Origin of the sequence: Novosphingobium sp. FSW06-99 (assembly GCF_001519065.1) — a bacterium.
GTDB lineage: Bacteria > Pseudomonadota > Alphaproteobacteria > Sphingomonadales > Sphingomonadaceae > Novosphingobium.
In genome coordinates this window covers 1-21,772 of record NZ_KQ954251.1, presented here as the reverse complement: position 1 = coordinate 21,772, position 21,772 = coordinate 1, and the positions used below count along the sequence as shown (strand labels likewise).

The 21,772-nt window shown below is 63.8% G+C and carries 21 protein-coding genes; 11 read left to right on the top strand and 10 right to left on the bottom strand.

Annotation, left to right across the window (positions count from 1 at the left end; genetic code table 11):
* Nucleotides 1–121 precede the first annotated feature (121 nt).
* Nucleotides 122–742, bottom strand: coding sequence for a GTP cyclohydrolase I FolE (gene folE / locus AQZ49_RS00100; protein WP_067611125.1), 621 nt, complete (start codon nucleotides 740–742; stop codon nucleotides 122–124).
* A 115-nt stretch (nucleotides 743–857) separates the two neighbouring features.
* Nucleotides 858–1,169 carry an FtsB family cell division protein gene (locus tag AQZ49_RS00095; RefSeq protein ID WP_067611122.1) on the bottom strand — a complete coding sequence of 104 codons (312 nt, stop codon included), beginning with the start codon at nucleotides 1,167–1,169 and terminating at the stop codon, nucleotides 858–860.
* A gap of 623 nt (nucleotides 1,170–1,792) precedes the next feature.
* Here AQZ49_RS00095 and AQZ49_RS00090 point away from each other — a divergent pair.
* Complete coding sequence (locus tag AQZ49_RS00090; protein ID WP_067611120.1) at nucleotides 1,793–2,629, top strand: NADPH-dependent oxidoreductase; 837 nt, start codon at nucleotides 1,793–1,795, stop codon at nucleotides 2,627–2,629.
* A 6-nt stretch (nucleotides 2,630–2,635) separates the two neighbouring features.
* On the opposite strand, the gene AQZ49_RS00085 is transcribed toward AQZ49_RS00090, so the two are convergent.
* Nucleotides 2,636–3,574, bottom strand: coding sequence for a P1 family peptidase (locus AQZ49_RS00085; RefSeq protein WP_067611117.1), 939 nt, complete (start codon nucleotides 3,572–3,574; stop codon nucleotides 2,636–2,638).
* Between the two features lie 139 nt (nucleotides 3,575–3,713).
* On the opposite strand from AQZ49_RS00085, the gene AQZ49_RS00080 reads away from it, so the two are divergent.
* Both AQZ49_RS00080 and AQZ49_RS00075 read left to right on the top strand, forming a co-directional pair.
* The gene (locus AQZ49_RS00080) at nucleotides 3,714–4,625 is read left to right on the top strand and encodes a LysR substrate-binding domain-containing protein (protein WP_067611114.1); all 912 of its coding nucleotides are present in this window, start codon (nucleotides 3,714–3,716) and stop codon (nucleotides 4,623–4,625) included.
* A 144-nt stretch (nucleotides 4,626–4,769) separates the two neighbouring features.
* Complete coding sequence (locus tag AQZ49_RS00075) at nucleotides 4,770–5,354, top strand: outer membrane protein (RefSeq protein WP_082701229.1); 585 nt, start codon at nucleotides 4,770–4,772, stop codon at nucleotides 5,352–5,354.
* A 62-nt stretch (nucleotides 5,355–5,416) separates the two neighbouring features.
* Here the strand turns inward: AQZ49_RS00075 and AQZ49_RS00070 are convergent, their stop codons facing one another.
* From AQZ49_RS00070 to AQZ49_RS22905, 3 genes are all read right to left on the bottom strand, one after another.
* Complete coding sequence (locus AQZ49_RS00070; RefSeq protein WP_156428055.1) at nucleotides 5,417–6,940, bottom strand: hypothetical protein; 1,524 nt, start codon at nucleotides 6,938–6,940, stop codon at nucleotides 5,417–5,419.
* On the bottom strand, nucleotides 6,937–7,407 hold the full coding sequence (locus AQZ49_RS00065) for a GtrA family protein (RefSeq protein WP_231738522.1): 471 nt from the start codon (nucleotides 7,405–7,407) through the stop codon (nucleotides 6,937–6,939). Before AQZ49_RS00065 ends, AQZ49_RS00070 begins: the two co-directional genes overlap by 4 nt.
* A gap of 76 nt (nucleotides 7,408–7,483) precedes the next feature.
* The gene (locus tag AQZ49_RS22905; protein ID WP_255355381.1) at nucleotides 7,484–7,606 is read right to left on the bottom strand and encodes a hypothetical protein; all 123 of its coding nucleotides are present in this window, start codon (nucleotides 7,604–7,606) and stop codon (nucleotides 7,484–7,486) included.
* A 33-nt stretch (nucleotides 7,607–7,639) separates the two neighbouring features.
* On the opposite strand from AQZ49_RS22905, the gene AQZ49_RS00060 reads away from it, so the two are divergent.
* Nucleotides 7,640–8,731 carry a nucleoside hydrolase gene (locus AQZ49_RS00060; protein ID WP_067611105.1) on the top strand — a complete coding sequence of 364 codons (1,092 nt, stop codon included), beginning with the start codon at nucleotides 7,640–7,642 and terminating at the stop codon, nucleotides 8,729–8,731.
* A 141-nt stretch (nucleotides 8,732–8,872) separates the two neighbouring features.
* Here the strand turns inward: AQZ49_RS00060 and AQZ49_RS00055 are convergent, their stop codons facing one another.
* A complete protein-coding gene (locus tag AQZ49_RS00055; RefSeq protein WP_067611101.1) occupies nucleotides 8,873–11,248 on the bottom strand; it encodes a TonB-dependent receptor in 2,376 nt (791 codons plus the stop codon).
* Nucleotides 11,249–11,535: 287 nt separating this feature from the next.
* On the opposite strand from AQZ49_RS00055, the gene AQZ49_RS00050 reads away from it, so the two are divergent.
* The 3 genes from AQZ49_RS00050 to AQZ49_RS00040 all read left to right on the top strand — a co-directional run bounded on the left by AQZ49_RS00050 (nucleotide 11,536) and on the right by AQZ49_RS00040 (nucleotide 14,565).
* Complete coding sequence (locus AQZ49_RS00050) at nucleotides 11,536–12,870, top strand: alpha/beta hydrolase family protein (RefSeq protein WP_197410861.1); 1,335 nt, start codon at nucleotides 11,536–11,538, stop codon at nucleotides 12,868–12,870.
* Nucleotides 12,871–12,958: 88 nt separating this feature from the next.
* Nucleotides 12,959–13,153 carry a hypothetical protein gene (locus AQZ49_RS00045; RefSeq protein ID WP_067611095.1) on the top strand — a complete coding sequence of 65 codons (195 nt, stop codon included), beginning with the start codon at nucleotides 12,959–12,961 and terminating at the stop codon, nucleotides 13,151–13,153.
* An 80-nt stretch (nucleotides 13,154–13,233) separates the two neighbouring features.
* Complete coding sequence (locus AQZ49_RS00040; RefSeq protein ID WP_067611090.1) at nucleotides 13,234–14,565, top strand: metallophosphoesterase; 1,332 nt, start codon at nucleotides 13,234–13,236, stop codon at nucleotides 14,563–14,565.
* Between the two features lie 39 nt (nucleotides 14,566–14,604).
* On the opposite strand, the gene AQZ49_RS00035 is transcribed toward AQZ49_RS00040, so the two are convergent.
* Nucleotides 14,605–16,734 carry a TonB-dependent receptor plug domain-containing protein gene (locus AQZ49_RS00035; RefSeq protein WP_067611087.1) on the bottom strand — a complete coding sequence of 710 codons (2,130 nt, stop codon included), beginning with the start codon at nucleotides 16,732–16,734 and terminating at the stop codon, nucleotides 14,605–14,607.
* A gap of 85 nt (nucleotides 16,735–16,819) precedes the next feature.
* Between AQZ49_RS00035 and AQZ49_RS00030 the strand changes: the two genes are divergently transcribed.
* Together AQZ49_RS00030 and AQZ49_RS00025 are read left to right on the top strand one after the other, a co-directional pair.
* The gene (locus AQZ49_RS00030; protein ID WP_067611084.1) at nucleotides 16,820–17,344 is read left to right on the top strand and encodes a hypothetical protein; all 525 of its coding nucleotides are present in this window, start codon (nucleotides 16,820–16,822) and stop codon (nucleotides 17,342–17,344) included.
* Nucleotides 17,345–17,382: 38 nt separating this feature from the next.
* Nucleotides 17,383–18,330, top strand: coding sequence for a cytochrome-c peroxidase (locus AQZ49_RS00025; protein WP_156428053.1), 948 nt, complete (start codon nucleotides 17,383–17,385; stop codon nucleotides 18,328–18,330).
* A 4-nt stretch (nucleotides 18,331–18,334) separates the two neighbouring features.
* Here AQZ49_RS00025 and AQZ49_RS00020 read toward each other — a convergent pair whose 3' ends face one another.
* Together AQZ49_RS00020 and AQZ49_RS22025 are read right to left on the bottom strand one after the other, a co-directional pair.
* Nucleotides 18,335–19,057, bottom strand: coding sequence for an outer membrane protein (locus AQZ49_RS00020; RefSeq protein WP_067611078.1), 723 nt, complete (start codon nucleotides 19,055–19,057; stop codon nucleotides 18,335–18,337).
* Between the two features lie 189 nt (nucleotides 19,058–19,246).
* Nucleotides 19,247–19,924 (bottom strand): hypothetical protein, encoded by a 678-nt coding sequence (locus AQZ49_RS22025; protein ID WP_156428052.1) that lies wholly within the window; start codon nucleotides 19,922–19,924, stop codon nucleotides 19,247–19,249.
* A gap of 65 nt (nucleotides 19,925–19,989) precedes the next feature.
* Between AQZ49_RS22025 and AQZ49_RS00015 the strand changes: the two genes are divergently transcribed.
* Nucleotides 19,990–20,697: a transposase gene (locus tag AQZ49_RS00015; protein ID WP_067611076.1), complete on the top strand. Its 708-nt coding sequence runs from the start codon at nucleotides 19,990–19,992 to the stop codon at nucleotides 20,695–20,697.
* A gap of 254 nt (nucleotides 20,698–20,951) precedes the next feature.
* Nucleotides 20,952–21,716: a methyltransferase domain-containing protein gene (locus AQZ49_RS21645; RefSeq protein WP_197410860.1), complete on the top strand. Its 765-nt coding sequence runs from the start codon at nucleotides 20,952–20,954 to the stop codon at nucleotides 21,714–21,716.
* Nucleotides 21,717–21,772 lie beyond the last annotated feature (56 nt).

Here is a 21,772-nt window from a genome sequence, read left to right as displayed (position 1 = left end):
CCGGGAAGGCCCTGTTCCGACAGGGCTTTCCCGGGCCTTTAAGTGTCTGACCCGAACCTGGCGGTTCGAGAAGTCGGCACCGGCCCGCTCCCCCTCTCGCGAGCTTCGAGCCAGACTGCCATCAATACCCCATCAGGCTCAGCACTTCCTTGCGGCTGCGGTTGTCTTCCAGAAACACCCCGATCAGCCGGCTGGTGATCATCCCCACGCCCGGCGTGCGCACGCCCCGCCCGGTCATGCAGCCATGCTGCGCCTCGATCACCACCGCCACGCCGTGCGGTTTCAGGTTGTCCCAGATACATTGCGCGACTTCGCTGGTCAGCCGTTCCTGAATCTGCAGGCGCCGTGAATACCCGTTGAGCACGCGCGCCAGCTTGGAAATGCCGACCACTTTGTCGCGCGGCAGATAGGCGATCGACGCCTTGCCGACGATCGGCGCCATGTGGTGTTCGCAATGCGACTGGAACGGGATGTCCTTCAACAGCACCAGTTCGTGATAGCCGCCGACTTCCTCGAATTGGCGGCCGAGGTGGATCGCCGGGTCTTCGCCATAGCCCTGGCAATATTCCTTCCACGCCCGCGCCACCCGTTTGGGCGTGTCCAGCAGGCCTTCACGCGCCGGATCATCCCCGGCCCAGCGGATCAGCGTGCGGATCGCGTCCTGCACATGGTCGGGCACCGGCAGCTTGCCCAGCCGTTCGTCGTCATCATCGTCAATGTCGTGCACGGCTGCATGGCTCATGATCGCGGGGTATCCTTCCTCGGCCTGTCACCGCCCAGCGGCGCGGCGATGCCTGTTGCGTGCCCGAGGTAAGCGCACCATCCGCCGTTCGCAATGCCCGGCAGGTACGCCCGGTTCACTTGCGCGGCAAAATCACTTCGTCGGGATGCGCGACATTCAGATCGCGGCGCAGCAATTCGCCCACCAGATCGGGATCGGCATGGCGCGGATCGAGCAATTCGACCCGGTTGTGCAGGCGGTCGCGCTGTGCGGTCAGTTGCGCAATCTCGCGCTGGTTGCGTTCCAGCGCATGGGCATTTTCGGTCCACGCCAGCACGCCGCTGGGGCCGGCCAGCGCAATCGCCCCCAGCACCAGCAGCACGATCAGCGCCAGGGTCTGGGTCAGGCTTTCGCGCGGAAGCCGAAGATTTTGCTGATGTTTGCGCATTGTCTGTACCGAATCACACTCCGCGTGAGGATTCAACAGGGAATCAACGCCCTATGCCGTCACCTCCGGCCTTGCCACGATGAACCGTGTGACATCTGCGATGAAATACGCATGATCCCTTAGCGCGCCCGCATGGCGCCCTTTTGCCCCCTGGCGCGGCCTGCCGCAGATTTGCGCCGGGTTGTCCAAAAGCGAGATCGGTTGGGGCAGATTTGTGCTTCCCTTCGCGGCATGAGGGCGCCACACACTGCACCATGGTAAACGAGGGACACTTGGGTTCATCTTCCTGGCTGGGCAGATTGAAGGCCAGATTGCTTTGCTTGCGGGGGCAGCACGAACCCTTGCGCAATCGCGTGCGCAAGGACGGCCTGTATTACACCGGAAAATGCCTGGCGTGCGGCAAACCGATCCGCAAACGCAACGGTCGTCCGTGGAAGCCGTACAAGCCCTGAGTTGCCAAGCCCTGAGTTGCCAAGCCCTGAGTTGAATTATGCGGGCCAGCACCAAGGCGTGCTTGACCCCATTCAAGCAATATCAATTTGCCAGCGGCGCGGCGATCCGGGAAACCGGTCGGTGACACGGATGGCGCATGATGCGCCGCCCCGCACAAGGACAGGCCAACCATGGCACTTGATGACCCCCGGACTTCCCCAGACGCCGAAGCGCTGACGCTGCGCTATGGCGCCGAGCATCCCGCCGAGATCTTTTCGAACCCGACGATTGCCGGGCTGCTGGCGCATCGCTCGGTGCGCGCCTATCTGCCCGATCCGCTGGCGCCCGGCACGCTGGCCACGCTGATCGCGGCGGCGCAGTCGGCGCCGTCATCATCGAACCTGCAATTGTGGAGCGTGGTCGCGGTCGAGGATGCGGCCAAGCGCGCGCGACTGGCCGAGCTTGCCGGGGGCCAGCGGCATATCGCGCAGGCACCGGTCATCCTGCTGTTCGTCGCAGATCTCGCCCGCGCCCGGCTGATCGCGCGCGATGCCGGCGCCCCGGATGAAGGGTTCGACTATCTCGAAAGCTTTACCGTAGCGACGATCGATGCCGCGCTTGCCGCGCAGAACGCAGTGGTCGCGGCGGAATCGCTCGGGCTGGGCACGGTCTATATCGGCGCAATGCGCAACCAGCCCGAAGCGGTCGCCGAACTGGCCGGATTGCCGCAGGGCGCGGTGGTGGTGTTCGGGCTGGTTGTCGGCCACCCCGATCCGGCGCATCCAGCGGCGGTCAAACCGCGCCTGCCGCAATCGGTAGTGCTGCATCACGAAACGTATGCGCTGGACGCGCAGCGCGAACCGATCGCCCGCTATGACGAAACCGCCCGCGCGTTCCAGACCACGCATGGCCAGCAACCGGTGGGCTGGCGCGCCCTGATCATCACGCGCGGGCGCAATGCCGCCGCGCTCAATGGCCGCGACCGGCTGAAAGCGGCTTTGCGCGCGCTGGGCTTTGCGTTGAAATAGGCACGCTCAGGCGGCGGTCTGCACGGCGCGGACGATTGCCCGTGCCACCACATCGGCCGCCGCCGCGCCAATCCGCGCCAGCCACCATGCCCGCGCGCCCTCCAGCGTGGCAAGATCGATCGCGCCGCTGGCCAGGGAAAACACCACATCGCCATCATAGGGCGTGTGGACCGGACGGATTGCCCGGGCGAGCCCGTCGTGCGCCATCATGGCCACGCGTTTGGCCTCTGCCTTGTCGAGCCGCGCGTTGCAGGCGACCACCGCCAGCGTGGTGTTGGCGCCGGGCTGCAGCCGCCCCGCCTGCGCCAGGCGGCTGTAATCGGGAAACGGATCGCTTTCGCCTGCGCGCCAGCCGCCTTCGGGACTGACCGCCCCGACCGGGTTGGCGACGACCAGCGCGCCCACCACCAGCCCATGTTCGAGCGCGATCGAGGCGCTGCCCGCCCCGCCCGGCTGCATCCCCGCCATCGCGCCACGCCCGGCCCCGACCCGGCCCTGTGCAAACCATGCGCCATCCGCACTGGCCAGCGCCGCCCGCGCCGCCGCACGGCCCAGCTCGTGATAGGGTGGCGCGGTGCCCCAGGCCTTGTCGCCAGCGTTGTTCAGATCGAACAGGATCGCGCCCGGCACGATCGGCACCGGCGGCCCACCCGGCACCATGCCCAGCCCGATGCCCGCCGCCGCCAGTTCGATCAGCGCGCCATCGGCGGCGGCCAGCCCATAGACCGACCCGCCCGCCAGCGTGATCGCATGGATGCCCGGCACCAGGTTTTCGGGCGCCATCACCTCGATCTCGCGCAAGCCCGGCCCGCCGCCGCGCACATCGGCAGCGGCCGGCCACAGACCGTCGCACACCAGCACAGTGGCGCCACTGGCGTGATGGTCGGATGTGGCGTGGCCGACGCGCAGGCCGGGCACATCGGTGATCAGATCGTGACGTGTCATCGCCCCTGCCTATCAGACCCGCACCATGCCAGCCAGACGCGGCAGGCAATGGCGCGTTGCAAGAAAAGACCGGCCCTGCCAAGGAAACCTGGCGTCCTCCCCCCTTGCGGACGCGCCTTTCCCCCATGGTGAATGCCCTATGAACCTCAACGATTTCATCCATTTTGCCGCCGTCGCCCAGCATGGCGGGTTTACCGCTGCTGCACGCGCCACCGGAGTCGAAAAGTCCCGATTGAGCCGCAGCGTGGCCCGCCTCGAAGAAACCATCGGCGCACGGCTGATCCATCGATCGACCCGCAGCGTGTCGTTGACCGACGCCGGACAGCGCTTTCACCAGGGTTGCCAGACCGTGCTCAACAGCGCCCGCGCGGCGTTCGACAGCGTGGCCGAATTGCAACGCGAACCTGCCGGAATTGTCCGCCTGGGCTGCAGCGTGCTGGCCGCGCAGAACTTCCTCGCCCCGATCCTGCCACGCTATCTGGCCGACCATCCCAAAGTGACGGTGATCGTCGAACACGGCGATGTGTGGATCAACCCGCTGGACCACGATCTGGATATCGCGCTGACCACGCGGGTCGAGGATCTGCCTGAATCCAGCCTGGTCGCCCGCGAAATCGGCCGGGTTCGCCGCATTCTGGTGGCCGGGCGCGCGCTGACCGATCAATGCGCCGGGCTGACCCACCCCGACGATCTGGCCAATGTGCCGTTGATTGCGCGCAACGATGCGGTGTTCGATGGCGAGGTGCGCTGGCAACTGGGTAACGCCGATGATGCGCAATCGGTGCGCGTGACCGGTTCACCCAGACTGGTGACCAACGATCTGAGCGTGCAACTGGCGGCGGTGTCGGCGGGCATCGGCATTGCGCTGGTGCCCGAAATGATCGTTGCCCCGGCAATTGCCGAGGGCAGCTTGCGCCATGTCCTGCCCGACTGGTCGACCGGCGAATTCAGGCTCCACCTGGTCTATCCACTGCCGCGCGGGATGCTGCCTTCGGTGCGCAGTTTCATCGATTTCCTGACCGCGAACCTGTGGCCAAATGGCCGCAGGTGATCGGCAAACCGGTTTCAATTGACATCATACGAGCAACAATCCGTCACAAAACTGACATCTTATTGGCGGCCGATCGTGCCCCCATCTCTCGTTCTGTCCCGGCCATCCCCCCCCAACCGGCCGGGCACAATGAGGACCAAAATCATGAAAACTCTTGCTTTGGCTGCGGTTGCGGCCGCGTCGCTTGTTGCCTCGGCTGCCCATGCAGACACGTTTTCCGGCCCGTCGATCGGTGTCCAGGGCGGCTGGGAAGAAAACAGCGTCGACAACACCAAGACCGCGACTGGCCCGACGGCGCTCGACGCCAAGGGCGACACCGGGACGCTCGGCATCTTTGCGGGTTATGACTACAAACTGACCCCCAAAGTGGTGGTCGGCGCGCAGGCCGAACTGAACTTCCCGATCACCGCGCACTTTGGCGACGGCGTGACCACCATCGATCCCAAGCGTTCGATCGACCTGTCGCTGCGCACCGGTTATCTGGTTGACGCCAAGACGCTGGCCTATGTCCGCGCCGGTTACAGCAATGTGCGTGAAAGCACCGCGATCCCGTCGCTGGCGACCTATGTTTCGGGCAGCCAGAACGGCTGGCTGCTGGGTGCGGGCGTTGAACGGGCGGTTACCGACCATGTCACCGGCCGTATCGAATACCGCTACACCGACCTGAGCGAAGGCCAGGGCAAATGGGACCGTCATCAGGTGCTGGCGGGCGTTGCCTACCACTTCTGACGCACTGATCATCAGGTAACGAAAAAGGCCCGGTCGCTCCCCTCACGCGGCCGGGCCTTTGTTCATCGGGCGCAGGCGCCTGATTTTGCGCGTTCGAACAGGATCAGCGAATTGTCGGACGGTACCCCGCGCCATTCCATCGCCGCAGGAAAGCGGCTGGCCACGGCATAGCCCGATCGGCAGACCTGCCCGGCCAGGTCCTGCTTGACCGGCAACGGCACCCACACCACCGAGGCCAGCACCGCATCGGGCCGTTCGGCCAGCATCGCGTGCCATTCGGCGGCGGTGGGCAGGCCGTGCCAGCGTTCATCCTTGTTCCACCGCACGAATTGCGGATGGGCGGCGCCCTCGTGATAGTTGGCGTAGACATTGCGCGGCAGCCAGCCCTGCGTTTCAAAGCTCTGCCCGCCAAAGGCATCGATCCGCGCGCCGGGGTGGCCCTGACGCCAGGCCATGACCGCCGCAGCCGCCGGCTGACCGGCGGAATAGGCACCGGCAATATCGCGCAGGCCGGAATGCAGCGTCTCCACCGCCTGACCGATTTCGAGCAGCGCCAGCGCGGCGATCAACAGGCGCCGCGTCGGCAGATCGACCGGGTTGCGCCATTGCGTCCACAGCACGAACACCACCGCCATGAACAGCACGCCGCCGTGCCAACTGCTGGCCAGCACCACGCCCGAAAACACGATCAGCACGACCGGGATGGCCAGCATCAACAGCCGATCGCGCCCCGCCAGCACCAACCGCGCCACCAGACCCAGAAATCCCAGCGACAGCACCATGCCGAGCACCACGTTGAGCCCGCCGGCGCGCACTTCGCTCCAGGGCGTGGCGCGGTCGAACAGCGCGTTGGCGACAAACACCGCCGCGATCGCCACCGGATTTTGCTTGAGCGGCGCGACTTGCGCCATGAACCCGTTGTCGGCCGGTTGCCAGGCGGTGCCCATCGCCAGCAGGCCGAGCCCGCCTGCCAGTGCGAGCGCGGCCAGCGCACGACCGTCGCGCCACTTGCGCGCGATCACCAGTTGCACCAGCAGATCGAGCCCAAGCAGTCCGGCGAACACGAAGCTATAGGCATTGATATTGGCGATCACCCCGACCACCAGCGCATAGGCCACAGGCCGCCGCACCCGATCGGCAAACAGGATCGCCGCCACCGGAATCAGCAGCAGATCGAGGCAATAGCCACGTGCGACGACGCTATATTGAAACCCGAAATACCACGTGGCCAGCAGGCCGATCCGCAGCGGCAGCGCAAATGGCGCGCGCCACAGCACGATCGCCGCCGCCACAATGGCAAACCCCGCCGACAGCACCCAGATCGCCGACAACGGCAGGCCCGCGCGGATTACCAGCCACAACAGCGCGTGCCACAGCCCCGGCGTGCCTTCATAGCGTGCATATGTCCCGATCAGCGTGACCAGGCTGTTGTCGCGCGCCAGCAGCCAGGCCTGAATCTCGTCAAACCACGGTTCGTGATGCAGGCCGACCCAGATCACCCAGGCGGCATAGCATCCCAGCGCCAGCCCCTGCGCCGCCAGCACCTGCCGCCGCCCCATGACATGCCCCATCACTGGTCCGGTCAACCCAGCCGCGCCTTGCCGAACACCAGCAAGTGGCGCCAGGCCGAGGTGGTGACAAAGCTGACCGCAACCGCCACCAGCTTGGCCAGCCGGGGGTTGAATGCCAAAGCCGCCGCGCCGCCCACGATGGTTGTCGTCAGCACCAACCCGAACAGCGCCGAGGCGGCAAACATTGCCTGCTGACGCCGACGTGCCGGGCCGCGCGTTGCCACGCAATCGGCAAACATGATCCGGCTGGTCACCAGCCATTGCACCGCCACGCCGACCATGAAGCCGCTCGCCGCGGCCGGTGCGGGCGCCACGCCCAGTTGCAGCAGGATCAGAAAGCTGCCCGCATCAGCGCCCAGCGCCACCACGCTGGAGCTGAAATAGCGCGCAAAAGTGCCGGTCATCAAAGACCGCACAAAACCCGGCATCGCCTCGTGCAAGGGCCGCATCCCGGTTGTTAATCCGCTCGAAAACCCGGTCATGTCGGCTCCCACCAAGCGCCTTTCCCGCACGCGGCCCACACCGCGCGCTGCGATCACCATGAACGAGATGCGCTAATCACGGGTTAATGCCTATGCGCCGGGCAAGCGTTTCGATGCCTTTGCCCGGCGCAAAAACGGTAAACGCGGTGAACGACGACACCCCAGCAAGGCGGTTGCCAAGCGCGAAGCGCGCGATCAAGGATCGCACATCGATCCCGGTCTGGAGTACCCCATGCGCTTGCCCTCGCTTGCCCTGTTGTTCATGCTGATCGCGCTGCCGCTGACCGCCCACGGCGCCGAGCGGCGCAAGGTGATCATCGACGACGACGGGTTTTCGATGATGCATGTGATGCTGTTGAAATCCCCCGATGTCGACGTGCTGGGCCTGACCTCGGTATCGGGTGACTTGTGGGCCAGCCGTGCCGCCGCGCAGGAATTGCGCGGGCTGGAACTGCTGGGCCGCAGCGATGTGCCGGTGGCCCAGGGCGCGACGTATCCGCTGGTCAACAGCGAGGCGCTGACCGACCGGTGGGAAGCGCTTTATGGCAAACTGGTGTGGCGCGGGGTGTGGATGCGCCACTGGGTCGAACCGACGCTGCAACCCGCACCGGTCTATCGCGGGCCGTTCGATCCGGTGACCGATCTGCCCTATGGCAACCCGACGACCCATGTGATCGGCGAAAGCGCGGCGCAGTTCATGGTGCGCATGGTGCATCGCTATCCCGGCGAGATCACCATCATCGCCTGCGGGCCGTTGACGAATCTGGCGCTGGCGCAAAAGCTCGATCCCGAATTTGCCCATCTGGCCAAAGGGCTGGTCTATATGGGCGGCAGCCTGAACCCGCATCAGGTGCTGCAAGACCCCGCATCGGCCGACTTTGCGCGCGAATTCGTCAATTCGCCGCGCCGCGAATTCAATGTCCGTTTCGATCCAGAGGCCGCCAGCCAGGTTTCGCGCAGCCCCTGGCGCGCGATCACGATGGTGCCCGCCGATCCGTCAACCGCCACGCAGATGTCCCCCGCACTGATCGCCCGGCTCGAAGCCGCCGCGCCCGCGCGGTTCAAGCCCTGGGTCCACCAGTTGCCGGTCTATTGGCCGCTGTGGGATGAAATCGCCAGCGCGGTCTGGCTCGACCCGTCGCTGGTGACCGAACACGACCGGCTCTATATCGATGCCAACACCCAGTTCGGCCCCGGCTATGGCGACACGCTGAGCTGGAGCGAGCATTACCAGCCCGGCCTTGGCGAACAGAGCGCCGATGTGGTGCGCAGCATCGACCCCGAACGGCTCTATGCACTGATGGTCAAGTCACTGGAACGCTGACACAAAAAAGCCCTCCCCCGGAAGGGGGAGGGTTTGGGTGGGGGTGTACCGCGTCGATTTGTCGCGCGACCAATCGGCGCCCGGACACCCCTCCCCAACCCCTCCCCTGAGGGGAGGGGCCAGGGACAAAGCGTCACCCGATCAGAACGACTTGCGGATCGATCCGCCCCAGATGCGCGGATCGTTGATCATGCCGGTCAGGTTGTTGAAGTCGATCGCGCTGATCGCGCGGATCTGGTTGAGCACATTGCGCCCGAAGAACGCGAATTCCCAGCCATTGGGCGTGCGATAGCCCACCTTCAGCCCGCCTTCGGTCAGCGAACGTCCGGTGAATTCCGCAGCGGTATAGAGGAAATAGTTGATCGAGCTGCGATAGGCCCAGTCGGTGTTGAAGAACGCCGAACCGCCGTTGGCCAGCGGCAATTCGTAATGCGCGTTGATGTTGGCGACATAACGCGGCGCCTGCGGCAGCGGATTGCCGTCGATCACCGCCAGGCCGGCCGAATTGATCGGATCGGTCACCGTGCAGCCATCACCGCAATAGGGAATGCCAAGCCCCGGCGCGCGCATCAGCGTGTAGTTGTAGCTGCCGCTGCCCGACAACGTCAGGCCCCGGAACGGACGCACGTCGACTTCCGCCTCGGCCCCGCTGCCATAGACGCGCGGCACGGTCACCAGCGTTGCCGAATTGCCGACCCCGCCAACTTCGGTCAGCGTCATGTCGTTGGTGCGGCTCCAGTACCCGTCGACCGAAAAGTTCAGCTTGCCCGCAAACAGCGTGCCCTTGAACCCGGCTTCGGTCGACAGTGTGGTCTGCTTGCCGGCGGTGTTCTGGATCGACCCGAACGTCACGCGGTCCTGAATGGCCGGCCCGAGGTAACCCGTGGCCACGCGCGTATAGAAATTGATCTTTGGCGTGATCGCATACGTCGCGCTGGCATCCCAAGTGGTATAGCCGCCGCTGATCGAGGCGGTCTGCGGCGCCAGCACATAGCCCGGCGTGCCATAGGGCGTAACGATCGTGCCATAGTTTTGATATTCCGAACTCAGACCCGCCGAATAGCCCCACACCGTATCGCGCTTGCGATCGTGCGAATAGCGCAGGCCCGCGCGCAGTGTCAGCTTGCCGACTTTGTATTCGCCCGAGGCATAGACGCCCAAGTTGGTGTTGCGATCGTTATGCTCGATATCCTGATCGAGATCCTGATAGCGATTGGTATAGCCGACAGTGTATGTGTTGGCTGCGGCATTGAAACTGCCGGAAAGCGGGGGCTGATAATCGAATTCGCTGTAAGTCAGCTTTTGCGTGAAGGCATAGAGCCCGCCCTGCAACCGCAGCCCGCCGAACTCATCCGACACGAAGCGCACTTCCTGACTGAATTCATCGGGTCGGGTCACACCGCCAGTATTGTCGGCAAAGCCTCCGACACCTAGGCCGGTCGCTGTCCCGCTTGCCGCGTAGGACGAACCGCCATCGATATCGCCGGTGCTTTCGACCCGCGCATGTTCAAACGCGGTGATCGAATAGAGCGTGCCCAGCCCCTCGAAATGCTTGTCGAGGCGCAGGTTGGTGCCCCATTGCGACATCGACTGGCTTTCAAACCCGTCGACGCTGACTTGCGAAGGGTTGAAACCGGCGACAAAATTGTTGCTGCCCTGCTGGAAGATCCCGGCACGGAACACGCGCGGCGTACCGTCGAGCCCACGCAAGTGGATATTCCACAGCGCATGGAAGCTGTCGTCGGGCGAGACATAGGAAATCTGGGCCCGGCCCGCGATATCGGTATAGCCTTCCAGCTTGGCCGGGGCGACATTGCCCGGCGCGCCGTAATTGGTGTTGGTCACCCAGTTTTCGCGGTGCTGCTCGATGCCCGAAAAGCGCGACGAGAACCCGCCGCCAAGCGGAATGTTGAGCGCCTCTTCACCGTTGATGGTGTTGTAGGTGCCCCATTCGAGCGAGCCATAGCCGCCAAACGTATCGGTCGGCTTGGCCGAATCGAGCTTGACCACGCCCGCCGGGGTGTTGCGGCCAAACAGCGTGCCCTGCGGCCCGCGCAGCACTTCGACATCGGCGAGGTCGAACACCGGAAAGCTCTTGAGCATCGGGCTTTCGAGGCTGACCCCGTCATAGACCACCGACACCGGCTGCGCCGCGTTGGGATCGTAATCGGTGTTGCCAAGGCCACGGATGTAAAAGCGCGGATACGTCCGGCCGAACGAGCTTTCGATCTGCAGGCTGGGCGTGCGCGACGACAGGAAACGGATGTCGAGCCCGCTCGAATTGAGCGTGTCGAGCTTGTCGCCCGAAATCGTCGTCACCGCCAGCGGCACATCGCGCGCCTTTTCGGTCTGACGGGTGGCCGTCACGACGATTTCGGCGGGCGCCGCATCGGGCGCCTTGGCGTCGGGCGTATTGGCGTCCGCATGGGCCTGAACGGGCAGCGCTGCGGCGAGCGCAATGAAAACGAGACCGCAGGCCGTCGAACCGGCCAGCGAAGACTTTGCTGAATTACGCATGGATCCCCCTCATGATGGAAACCTCCCATCATAGTGCCATGCATCCCGTGCTTTCGCGGCGATGCACTGGTTTCGGCTGTAACCCAAATTCATAAATCTGCAACGCAAAATGCCCGGACCGATTGCGCAATCTGACGTATGGTGTTCGCCGGCATGGCTTTTTTGCGGCCATGCGTTCGCAAGTGCAGTATGCGCGCAAGCCTCTTGTGCCCGGCGCCGCAGGGCGCCACCATGCAGGCCGCGCCGCCCCTGATCGCGGATGCCCCCTTTGCGCAAGGACCACGGCCGTGCCTCACCAGACCGCCCCTCTCCAGCCCCGGCCAACCGCGCTTTTCCGCGCCGCGCTGGTCGTGGCGATGCTCCTCGCGCCGTGGAATGCCCAGGCCCGGGCGCCCAGCGTGCCCGATATCGACGCGCCCGAACTGGCCGCGCCCGGCCCCGATGCGGCCGGCATGACGCAGCGCATCATCGATGTGCACGACCGGCTCGATCCGCTCGCCTCGCTGATCGCGGGCCATGAAGTCCATGCCGATCGCGTGCTCCATCTGCGCATCTGGTACCCCGCGCATGCCCTGCCAGGTGCCATGCCGGTCACCTATCACGCCACGCTGACTGGCGAGCCGGGGCATCCCGATGCGGCGTTCACGGTGCCTGGCATCGCCTATGCCGATGCGCCGCCCGCCGGCACGCATTATCCGGTGGTGGTGTTGAGCCATGGCTACAACAACGACCCGGTGATGCTGAGCTGGCTGGGCGAAAACCTGGCCACCAAGGGCTATGTGGTGGTCGCGCCCGAACATCGCGACCCGCCGATCTGGGACCGCGCCAAGGCCCCTGCGGCGCTGTTGACGCGGCCACTCGATATCATCGATTGCCTGACCATCCTGCGTGGCGGCATGCTGGGCAAACTGGTCGATACCGATCGCATCGCGCTGGTCGGCTATTCGTTCGGTGGGTATGGCGTGCTGGCGGTGGCCGGTGGGCGACTTGATCCGGCCAGCCCGATCGTCGCGCTGTTGCCGCACGATCTGGTGGCGGCCTATGCCGGCGACGGCGCGCGCGCGGCCAGCCTGACCAGCACGGGCATACGCGCGGTGGTGGCCATTTCACCAGCCGGAGGCGCTCCATGGTCGGTGTGGGGAGCCGCCGGCGCCGGGCTTGGCGCGGTGCACGCGCCGCTGCTGGTGCTCGTCGGCAGCGCCGACCGCACTGTCGGCTATGAACAGGGGCCCGCTGCGATCTGGGCCCAGGCGGTCCATGCCGATCGGCACTTGCTGGTGTTTTCGGGCGCGGGCCACGATATCGGCACCAACCCACCCCCGCCTGAAATGCACGGATCGCTGTGGGATCTCGACTGGTTTGCCGACCCGGTCTGGCGCAAGGATCGCATCAACGCGATTGCCACGCATTTCATCACCGCCTTTCTCGACAGCAAGCTGAAAGGCGACACCACGCGCGAGGCCTATCTGCACGTGCCCGCCGAAGTGTCAGACCACGCGGGTTGGCAAGGTGATGCGCCGGGCTATGCCGCGATGAGCCAGGGCGGCACCAACCCCACGTGGAAGGGGTTCTGGCGCGGCCATCAGGACGGGCTGATCCTGCGCCATCATGATGCCCAGTGACCATGACGCCTGGTGAAGCGGTCTGGACGCCGCGCGGCAAATGCGCCAAGGGGCGCCGCAGATTGACCCCCTCGGGACCGGGAACACGATGACCATCAAACTGACACTGACCGAAGACGAAGCCGAAATCCTGCTCGACGCGCTCGAGGCCGATATGGAAGGCTATCTGGAATCGGCCAAGGAAGCGCGCGGCAACAACAACCGCGCCGATGTAAAAACCTTTGGCGAAGCGGCCGAGCGTATCCAGGCGCTGATCAACAAGATCCGCCCGCTGCTCGACTGACCCCGGCGGCGCGGGTCTTTTTTCTGTCGCAAAGGCCTGATACGGCGCATGTTTCATCCCTGACAGGACGGAATGGAACGATGCGCGGATTGTGTTCGATGCTGGAGGTCGCGGCGGCGGCGATGCTGGTGACCGCGGCGGCAACGACGGCCGTTCCGGCGCAGGCCGCGCCAGGCCAGGCTTGGGTGGAAATGGCTCCGGGCGGCGGCAGCGTGGTCCGTGCGCTGACCGATGCCGAGGCCTGCCCCGTGCTGCATGTCGATGGCCGCGCCGTGCCGATGGCCGAACGCGCCGCCCCCGCCACGCTGCCGGTGCGCACCAACAAGGCCGAAGTAACCACCCCGGCGGCGTTTCCCACCCGCATTTGCGAAACGCGCGTGCCGCGCGGCGCACGGCATGCCAGTCTGGGCGGGCAGGCGCTGCCCCTGCCCCGGCCGCAGATCGATCGTATCGTGCTGATCGGCGATACCGGTTGCCGCCTGAAAAGTGGCGACAACGCATGGCAGGGCTGCAACGATCCCGCGCAATGGCCGTTTGCCGCAATCGCCGCGCGCGCCGCCACGCTGCACCCCGATCTGGTGCTGCACGTGGGCGATTATCTCTATCGCGAAAACCCCTGCCCCGCCGACCATGCCGACTGCGCCAACACGGCCTGGGGCTATGGCGAGGCGGGCTGGCGCGCCGATTTCCTGACACCGGCCGCTCCCTTGCTGGCGGCGGCGCCGTGGGTGATGGATCGCGGCAATCACGAGGAATGTTCGCGCGCGGGCCAGGGCTGGTGGCGCCTGCTCGATCCGCACCCGCTGGTGACGGGTGCCGATTGCCTCGACCCCGCCAACGATGCGGCGGGCAACGACACCGATCCCTATGCCGTCAGCCTGGGTGGATCGGCACAACTGGTGGTTGCCGATCTGATGCAATTGGCCAGCGGCAAGGCGAAAGACCCCGCCGTTGCCGCCCGCTTTGCGCATGACATGGCGATCATCGAACGCCTGTCGCACGATGCGACCGACACCTTTGCCACCGCGCATTACCCGATCAACGCGGTGCTGTGGGACAAGCACGATCACGACACCGTGACCATCGGCAGCAAACCGATCGAGGCATTCGACCCGCCGACGCTGCACCATGTCCGGGCGATGCTGGCAGGCCACATCCACCTGTTTCAGGTGGCGCAGTTCACCGACCGCCCCGCACAGGTGATCACCGGCTTTTCGGGTACGATGGAGGACGCCGCACTCGGCCCGGCCGATCTGGCCCAGACCACCGGCAAGAGCGGCGCAACACCCCTGTCCGCGCTGACCACCATCCCCGGCCGGTTCGGCTATGCCCTGCTCGAACGCCAACCCCACGGCTGGCGCCTGACCGCCTATGCCGCCGACGGAACGACAATGGCGCAGTTCACGCTGTAACCCCGCCGCCGGTCCGGGCCCGGACCGGCGGCCTGGGCCTCAATAGCTGACCTTGACGCTGGCGTAGAAACTGCGGCCCGGTTCGGGATAGCCCGACACAAGCTGATAGTTCTGGTCGAACAGGTTGCGCACGCCAATGGCGGCCTGAATGCCCCTGGCAAACAGATATTCGGCGCGCAGCGCGGCGTTTACATGCGATCCGGTGCGGAAATAGACGATCGGCGCCACGTCGGTCACCGTCCAGCGGCTGGATTCGATATCGGTGCTCGGCAGGATGTGCAGGCGTTTGACCGGGGCCCAGTCGGCATAGACAAAAGCCTTGTCATTCGGCACCCCGGTCGGATCGCCGGTGGGTGCGGCGGCCAGATCGTTCACCGTGCTGGTCGGCGCCGCGATGTGCTGGTGGATATAGGTGTAGTTGCCACCCACCGACAGGCTCGGCGCCAGGTGCGCTTCCAGTGAAATTTCGGCGCCATAGTAATTGCCGTTGCCCGCGTTGACCGATTGCGTGAGCACGGTTGGCGCGCAAGGGCCCGGCGTGGTGCTGGCGGTGCAGCCATAGGCCAGTTCCGGTTGCGAAACGATCACGTCATTCAGGTGGGAATAGAACGCCGCGCCTTCCACTTTGACCACGCCCAGCCGATGGCTGCCACCGATCTCGTAGTTGGTGGCGCGTTCGGGCCGGAGGTACGGATTGGGGATGGCGCTGTCGAATTTCTGGCTGAACCGTTCGAACAAAGTGGGAAAGCGCGCGCGTGACGAGATGCTGGCGTGCAGCGAGGTTTCGTCATCGGGTTGCCAGGTGATCTGGCCCTGCCCGCTCCACGCACCGACATCGCTCAGCGGCCAGCCGTACAGCACGCTTGGCGTGCTCGACGGCTTGCCCAGCGGCGCGCCATAGGCCTCTGCCTCCATCAGGTGGCGCAAATCATAGCCGACGCCCGCCAGCAGGGTCAGCCGCGACGTCAGGTGCAGTTCGTTCTCCGCGGCCAGGCTGACGGTGGATTCGCGATCGGTCAGGCGCGGCTCGGTAAACGCGCCGGGAAAGCTGGTCTGCTGTTCCTGATGCTGGTCCAGCCGGTAATGCGCCGACACGCTGAGCCGTTCGACCGACGATGGCCTGAGCGCCAGTTCGGCCGAACCGCCATAGGCCGAATCCCAATAAGGACTGTTGAAGGCATAAGGCCGGGTCTGCGTCGTCTCGGCAATCGAATCGAACGAACGTAACAGGTTATAGAATGTGTTGCGATAGATCCGGGTCTTGAGCGTGGCGATCGGATCGATCTGCGTGGTCGACAGGAAATAGACGCTGTCCATGTTCCACGCGGGCCAGGTCCAGAACTTTTGCGAAGCCAGCGTGTCGGTCACGCTCAGCGGCGCCAGTTTCGAACCTTCCTGCCGGGTGTAGTTGATCGAATATTCATCGGTGGCATTAGGGGTGAACCCGGCCTTCACATTGACGCGCCAATCCTCGCTTTGCGAAAACTGGCGCTGGCCCGCCGCCTGCGTCGCGGTGGGCACGAAACCCCCGGCCAGATCCCAGTGGTCGGTGTAATTGCGCCCGGCGCTGACTTGCGCATACCAGGTGTCGTGGCGCGTACCGATCCGGCCCGACAGATTGTAGCCGCCATATTCGACATTGCGCCCCAGATCGAGCGTGCCGGTCATGTCCGCCTCCAGCGCGCGGGTCGGCTTTGACGTTACCAGATTGATCGCGCCGCCCATCCCGTCGGGGCCGTTGAGCACCGAGGCATAGCCCTTGGCGACCTGGATTTCGGCGATGTCGTTGGTGAGGAAACGCCCGAAATCGAGCCGGTTGTCGGCCGGCAGATAGACCTGGATGCCATCGATCAGCAGTGGCACCTCGAACCGGTTGAAACCGCGCACAAAGATCAGCCGTTCGTTGCGCGTGCCGCCGGTGCTGCCCGAGGCCGCCCCGGCGACCAGATTCAGCGCATCGTCGAGCGTGGTGCGATCAAACGTATAGATCGTATCGGCGTTGAGCGTGGACGTGCCCACGGTCAGCGGCGAAGGTGCCTGCGCGGTCACCACGATCTCGCCCAGACCGAACGCGCCGACCGCCGGCGCAGGGCCCGGCTGTTGCTGGGCAAGCGCCGTGACCGGCAAGGCGGCGGACAGCAACAAGGCATGGACAATTGCAACGCGCATGAGAAAACCCCCTGAGGAAAGTGTTGTTGTTTGGTTGGCGCTCCTATATTTCGCAAAACATAGCTAGGCAAGGTAACGAAAAATCATGCGTTTGACGCTCGTTCTGGGGCTGTCCGCCCTGCTGGCTGCCACGGCAGCCGCTCCCGCATACGCGCAGGACGGCGCGCCCGCCTGCACCGCCCCGGTCGCGCCCGAGGGCATTCTGGCGCCATGGTCCACGCCCGGCCAGATTGTCGCGGCCACCAATGGCGCGCAGGTCAACGCGGCCACCCTCGCGATTGGCCAGGCCGCGCGCATCTCTTTGGCGCCGACGCCGGATGTGCATTATGTGATTCAGCCGGAAAAACCCGGCGGCAGTGTCAGCCACGGCGGTCTGGTCGCGTTTACCGCGCCGGCCGACGGCGCGTACCGCATCGCGCTGGGGTCTCCGGCGTGGATCGATGTGATCGGCGATGGACGGCCTGCACTCTCCACCGCGCATGGCCATGGACCGGCCTGTAGCGGCATCCGCAAGATGGTCGATTTCAGCCTGACCAAGGGATCGTATGTCCTGCAGATTTCGGCCAATGGCGATCCGCAGACGGCGGTTCTGATCGTGCGCCTGCCCTGATTGCGATGCCGCCGCGCCGTGCCGTTCGGGCGCTCGCCATGGCGGGCCTTGCGCTGGTGGGCGCGGCGCCTGCGGGATGGATCGGGCCCCTGCCAAAGGGCATCGCCCCGCCAGCGGTGCCCGCCGACAACCCGATGTCTGCCGCGCGGATCGAACTGGGGCGGCGGCTGTTCTATGATGCGGATCTGTCGCGCGACGGCACGGTGGCCTGTGCCACCTGCCACGAACAGAAACACGCCTTTGCCGATGGCAACATCACCCACCCCGGCGTGACCGGAGAACCCGGCCGCCGCAATGTGCCAGGCCTGGCCAATGTCGCCTGGTTCAGCCCGCTTACTTATGCCGATCCGCGCGAGACCACGCTCGAAGCGCAAGTCGCGGTGCCGGTGGCCGGAACGCACCCGGTCGAAATGGGGATGTCCGGGCACGAAGGCGATATTGCCGCGCGGCTGGACAAGGACGCCTGTTATCGCGCGATGTTTGCGCAGGCCTTTCCGGGCGGCCACGGGCAGATCGATTTTGTGCAGGTGCGGCTGGCCATCGCCAGTTTCGAACGCACCATGACATCGTATGGCAGCGCCTGGGATCGCACGCAGATGTCACCCCAGGCCGCCCGGGGCGCACGGCGGTTTGCCCGCGATTGCGCTGCCTGCCATCAGGGACCCCGGTTTACCGATCTGGCCTTTCACCGTATCGGCCCGGCCGATCCTGCGGCGCCGGATCAGGGGCTGGCGGAAATCACCCGACAGCCCGCCGATGCGGGCAAGTTCCGCACGCCGTCGCTGCGCAATGTCACGCTGACCGGGCCGTGGTGGCATGACGGATCGGCCAGGTCGCTGGATGCAGCGGTCACCCGCCACGGCAAGGCCTATGCGCCCGCCGAGATGGCGGCGCTGCTGGCCTTTCTCGACGCGCTGACCGACCGCGAATTCACACAGCGCCCCGCGCTCGGCCTGCCGCGCATGGCCTGTGGCAAGCCGTTGTAGGCCTTCAGAAGCGCAAACCCACGCTCACCAGCACTTGCTGCTGCGTGGCGTGCAGGTCGAAATGGCTGAAATCGGGCGTGGTGTCGACATAGTTGAACTGGCCGCTGGCATAATGCGAATAGTCGTATTCCACCCTCATGAACGTCGGGCCGAACAGCCTTTGCTCGATGCCGCCGCCCACGCGATAGCCGCTGGCCGATACCCCCTGATAGAGCAGGTTCGATCCCGTGCCCGAATAGGCCACATAGGCGCCATTGGTGCCGGTTACGCCGAACAGGGTGTTGGTGAACCCGCCCTTGGCAAAGATCTGCGTCTTGTGGTTCAATGCATAGCCCCAGCGCGTGCCGATATAAAAGTCGCGCCCCGCATTGACTTGCGAGGTGTTGAACGTGCCCGCCACCAGGTTCTGGGTGTTGGTCCAGCGGACGGTGTTGCCATAAAGGCCCACTTCGAACCCGAGGGTGGTGTTGTCGTCCAGCGGAAAGTCATATCCCACCGCGCCGCCGACCTTCACGCCGCTGCGGCTGGTGCCCACATCGGCGGTCGGATCGATATCCTTGAGCGATGTCATATCGAGGTGGTTCCAGCCAACCGTCGCCTCGACATGCCCGCCGCTGAACACCTGCGACCGGGTCAGCGAAATATCCTGACCCTCGTCCTGCGCAAAAGCCGGGCCTGCGAAGACAGGCGCGAAACCGACAGCAAGAAGCACGCATAGGTTTTTCATCGGTCGTCTCCGTTCATGGGAAGCCCCCCATGCCCGTGCAAACGCCGCAGCCTTCATCCGCCTTTCCGACAGCACGCCAAAACTATCATTTGGGACAATGTGTTACAGACATCGACGATCGTAACCGACCCGCCACATGCCGGAATTACCGCGCGGCAGGAATGGTCGGCGCCCGCAGAAACGAAATAGTTATACCAACCCCGGCTTTCCCCGCACTTTTTTCCAAGATGCTATTTCTTTCTTTAGGGAAGGATCGTCGGCCAATTCCTCAAGTGTATTTTTTGCGACCGGCATTTTTGATCTCCGCAAGGCGCTCAGCAGAAGCAAACGGCTGTCGCCATTAGATTTGTCCTTGGCCAGCGCGGCAAGTTGCGAAATCACATCATCCGTTGCCACCGCCGACAAGGCTGCTGCAAGGCCACTCTTCGCCCCGAGCCTGATTCCATTCACTTCACCCATCGGAGCTTTAAGATATTCGGCAACCAGCAACGGCCATGCATCTCTGGCGTCCGAAACCGCTAAAGCACGAGCGATCCCCTCTTTCGTTCGGTCGGAATATGATTTGGTCAAATGTTTAAGTAAAATCGGTATAGCGTCTGGATATGGCCTGGATGTGTTCACCAAGTCCCACACTGATTTCACATCACAGCCGATCGTTTGCAGATCAGCCAAAATCGGCTCCTCTTCCGCTCTAAGCTGTGCAGACCATTCCAACCGACGGCGCGCCCTTTGTTCGTTAATCGCACGCAGGCGAGATTTTTCGTCATCGGTCAGTCTCTGTCGACCAAATTCAGCGGCCGTCATTTTCACGAGTTCCTCCGTCGTGAATGGTGCACGGGCCAGTTTCTTAGACACTTTTTCTTTCATTACAAAAAATCCGGAGAGACTATATCTAATTGCCGAAAATCGATTATTTCTGCATGGATAGGCGCATGGCGCGTTTGGCAAGAATTGTGATCCCCCATGTGGCTCACCATGTAACACAGCGCGGAAACCGACGCCGGCCGGTTTTCTTTTCGGACGATGACCGACTTGCCTATCTTTCGCTGCTCGCAGACTATGCGCGATCGACATATACGCGGTGCCTGGCGTGGTGCTTGATGGACAATCATGTTCATCTGATCCTGATTCCCCACCACCCTGACAGTTTGCGGGCGATGCTCGGAGAGGCCCATCGGCGCTATACGCGGGCGATCAATTTTCGCGAAGGTTGGCGCGGTCATCTGTTTCAGGCTCGTTTTGCCAGTTACCCGATGGACGACGCGCATCTTATGATCGCCATCCGCTATGTCGAGCAAAACCCCGTTGCCGCCGGGTTGGTAGATGATGCTGCCGACTGGCGTTGGTCAAGCGCGCGCAGCCATATCGCCAACCAACGCGCGAGCGATGACCCGTTGACCGATGTGGCGGCGCTGTCTCGGCACGTTCCCAATTGGCGCGCGATGTTGCGCCATGGCCTCGAGGCGGGCGAATTGACGGCGGCGAGACAGGACGTTGCGCAGACGATTGAATCGCAACTCAACACAGGACGCCCCTTGGCAGCACCCGAATGGATTGCCAATCACGAAGCCCGGATGGGCCGCATCATGAGCCCGCAACGACCCGGCCCCAAGCCAAAAGCGTCCGCTAGTCTTGCATAATAGGTATACTGTCCCCGGAACTCCCCCCTGTCCCCGGAACTCCCGGAACTCTTCGGGGAATTAGGGCAAAAAATCGCCTTCAAATGGGGGCATTCGGAAGGCGCGGTTCGGCTTGGCGGAATCCGTCGTTCGTTGATCAGCTATAATAGCTGTCCCCGGAACTCCAAATTCACCCCCCGCAGCGCGACCTGCACAAGATGGACTTCCAATATGGAAAGACCTATCATCAGGACGCTTCATATCTGGATTGTGCAATGTTCAGCAACGTCAGCAATTTTCGTGATCGTTATCAGCATGCGCATAACAAAATAAATTGGCATATTCCCGACCCGATCAAGCGCGGGAGATTTTTGGACGTTGGCTGTGGAACAGGAAACGGTGTCGCCGCTGCCGCTGCGCATGGTGCTTCTCTGGCCGTTGGCATTGACCGTAGTTTTGGAGAATTCGGTCACGAATTCAATGTTGATGAATTTCCTGATCTTTGCGATGCCGTCGGATCGAATACCGATTCTGCACTTTTACTTGAAGGAAATATTTTCGATCTGAAAATGCCATTTCCAGGGTTCGACTATGCCATGATGCTCGATAGCGCAGAGCATGTCCCGGATTTGGAGAGGATCATAAAATGGACATCTGATTCCTTACGCCCTGGTGGATACTTGCTACTGGATACTTGCCCGCTTTTTTACAGCCCCGTGGGATCACACCTGTGGCACTGGTTTCCGGAAGCAAGCGATCCTTGGGCACACCTGAAACCCGGGTTCGAACAGCGATGCCATGACGCAGGCATAGATGCGTGGAACATGGATCGCTACAGAGAGTTGAACAAAGTCACACACCAGCAGATTGTCGATATGTTTGTAGGCACCGGATTCGAAATTATCGAAGAGCACCGTTCAAAGACGAACCCGGAACGCGAAGCTTTATTTCAGCGTTTTGGTTCGGATATTGATCTATCCACCATTCAAAAAGAATGGCTTTTTGAAGACTGGATTCTTTTGGTTGGCCGAAAAATCTGACAACGGTGGGAGTTCCGGGGGCCAGAGTCCCCGGGGGGAGTTCCGGGGACAGGGGT

What these genes read in the sequence shown, in the direction of transcription:
- AQZ49_RS00065 (WP_231738522.1), bottom strand. Translation starts at nt 7,407, where the DNA reads ATGACCGGGTTTTCGAGCGGATTAACAACCGGGATGCGGCCCTTGCAC.
- AQZ49_RS00090 (WP_067611120.1), top strand. Translation starts at nt 1,793, where the DNA reads ATGGCACTTGATGACCCCCGGACTTCCCCAGACGCCGAAGCGCTGACG.
- AQZ49_RS21645 (WP_197410860.1), top strand. Translation starts at nt 20,952, where the DNA reads ATGTTCAGCAACGTCAGCAATTTTCGTGATCGTTATCAGCATGCGCAT.
- AQZ49_RS22025 (WP_156428052.1), bottom strand. Translation starts at nt 19,924, where the DNA reads ATGAAAGAAAAAGTGTCTAAGAAACTGGCCCGTGCACCATTCACGACG.
- AQZ49_RS00025 (WP_156428053.1), top strand. Translation starts at nt 17,383, where the DNA reads ATGGCGGGCCTTGCGCTGGTGGGCGCGGCGCCTGCGGGATGGATCGGG.
- folE (WP_067611125.1), bottom strand. Translation starts at nt 742, where the DNA reads ATGAGCCATGCAGCCGTGCACGACATTGACGATGATGACGACGAACGG.
- AQZ49_RS00045 (WP_067611095.1), top strand. Translation starts at nt 12,959, where the DNA reads ATGACCATCAAACTGACACTGACCGAAGACGAAGCCGAAATCCTGCTC.
- AQZ49_RS00020 (WP_067611078.1), bottom strand. Translation starts at nt 19,057, where the DNA reads ATGAAAAACCTATGCGTGCTTCTTGCTGTCGGTTTCGCGCCTGTCTTC.
- AQZ49_RS00095 (WP_067611122.1), bottom strand. Translation starts at nt 1,169, where the DNA reads ATGCGCAAACATCAGCAAAATCTTCGGCTTCCGCGCGAAAGCCTGACC.
- AQZ49_RS00085 (WP_067611117.1), bottom strand. Translation starts at nt 3,574, where the DNA reads ATGACACGTCACGATCTGATCACCGATGTGCCCGGCCTGCGCGTCGGC.
- AQZ49_RS00040 (WP_067611090.1), top strand. Translation starts at nt 13,234, where the DNA reads ATGCGCGGATTGTGTTCGATGCTGGAGGTCGCGGCGGCGGCGATGCTG.
- AQZ49_RS00060 (WP_067611105.1), top strand. Translation starts at nt 7,640, where the DNA reads ATGCGCTTGCCCTCGCTTGCCCTGTTGTTCATGCTGATCGCGCTGCCG.
- AQZ49_RS00030 (WP_067611084.1), top strand. Translation starts at nt 16,820, where the DNA reads ATGCGTTTGACGCTCGTTCTGGGGCTGTCCGCCCTGCTGGCTGCCACG.
- AQZ49_RS00080 (WP_067611114.1), top strand. Translation starts at nt 3,714, where the DNA reads ATGAACCTCAACGATTTCATCCATTTTGCCGCCGTCGCCCAGCATGGC.
- AQZ49_RS00035 (WP_067611087.1), bottom strand. Translation starts at nt 16,734, where the DNA reads ATGCGCGTTGCAATTGTCCATGCCTTGTTGCTGTCCGCCGCCTTGCCG.
- AQZ49_RS00075 (WP_082701229.1), top strand. Translation starts at nt 4,770, where the DNA reads ATGAAAACTCTTGCTTTGGCTGCGGTTGCGGCCGCGTCGCTTGTTGCC.
- AQZ49_RS00055 (WP_067611101.1), bottom strand. Translation starts at nt 11,248, where the DNA reads ATGCGTAATTCAGCAAAGTCTTCGCTGGCCGGTTCGACGGCCTGCGGT.
- AQZ49_RS00015 (WP_067611076.1), top strand. Translation starts at nt 19,990, where the DNA reads ATGGCGCGTTTGGCAAGAATTGTGATCCCCCATGTGGCTCACCATGTA.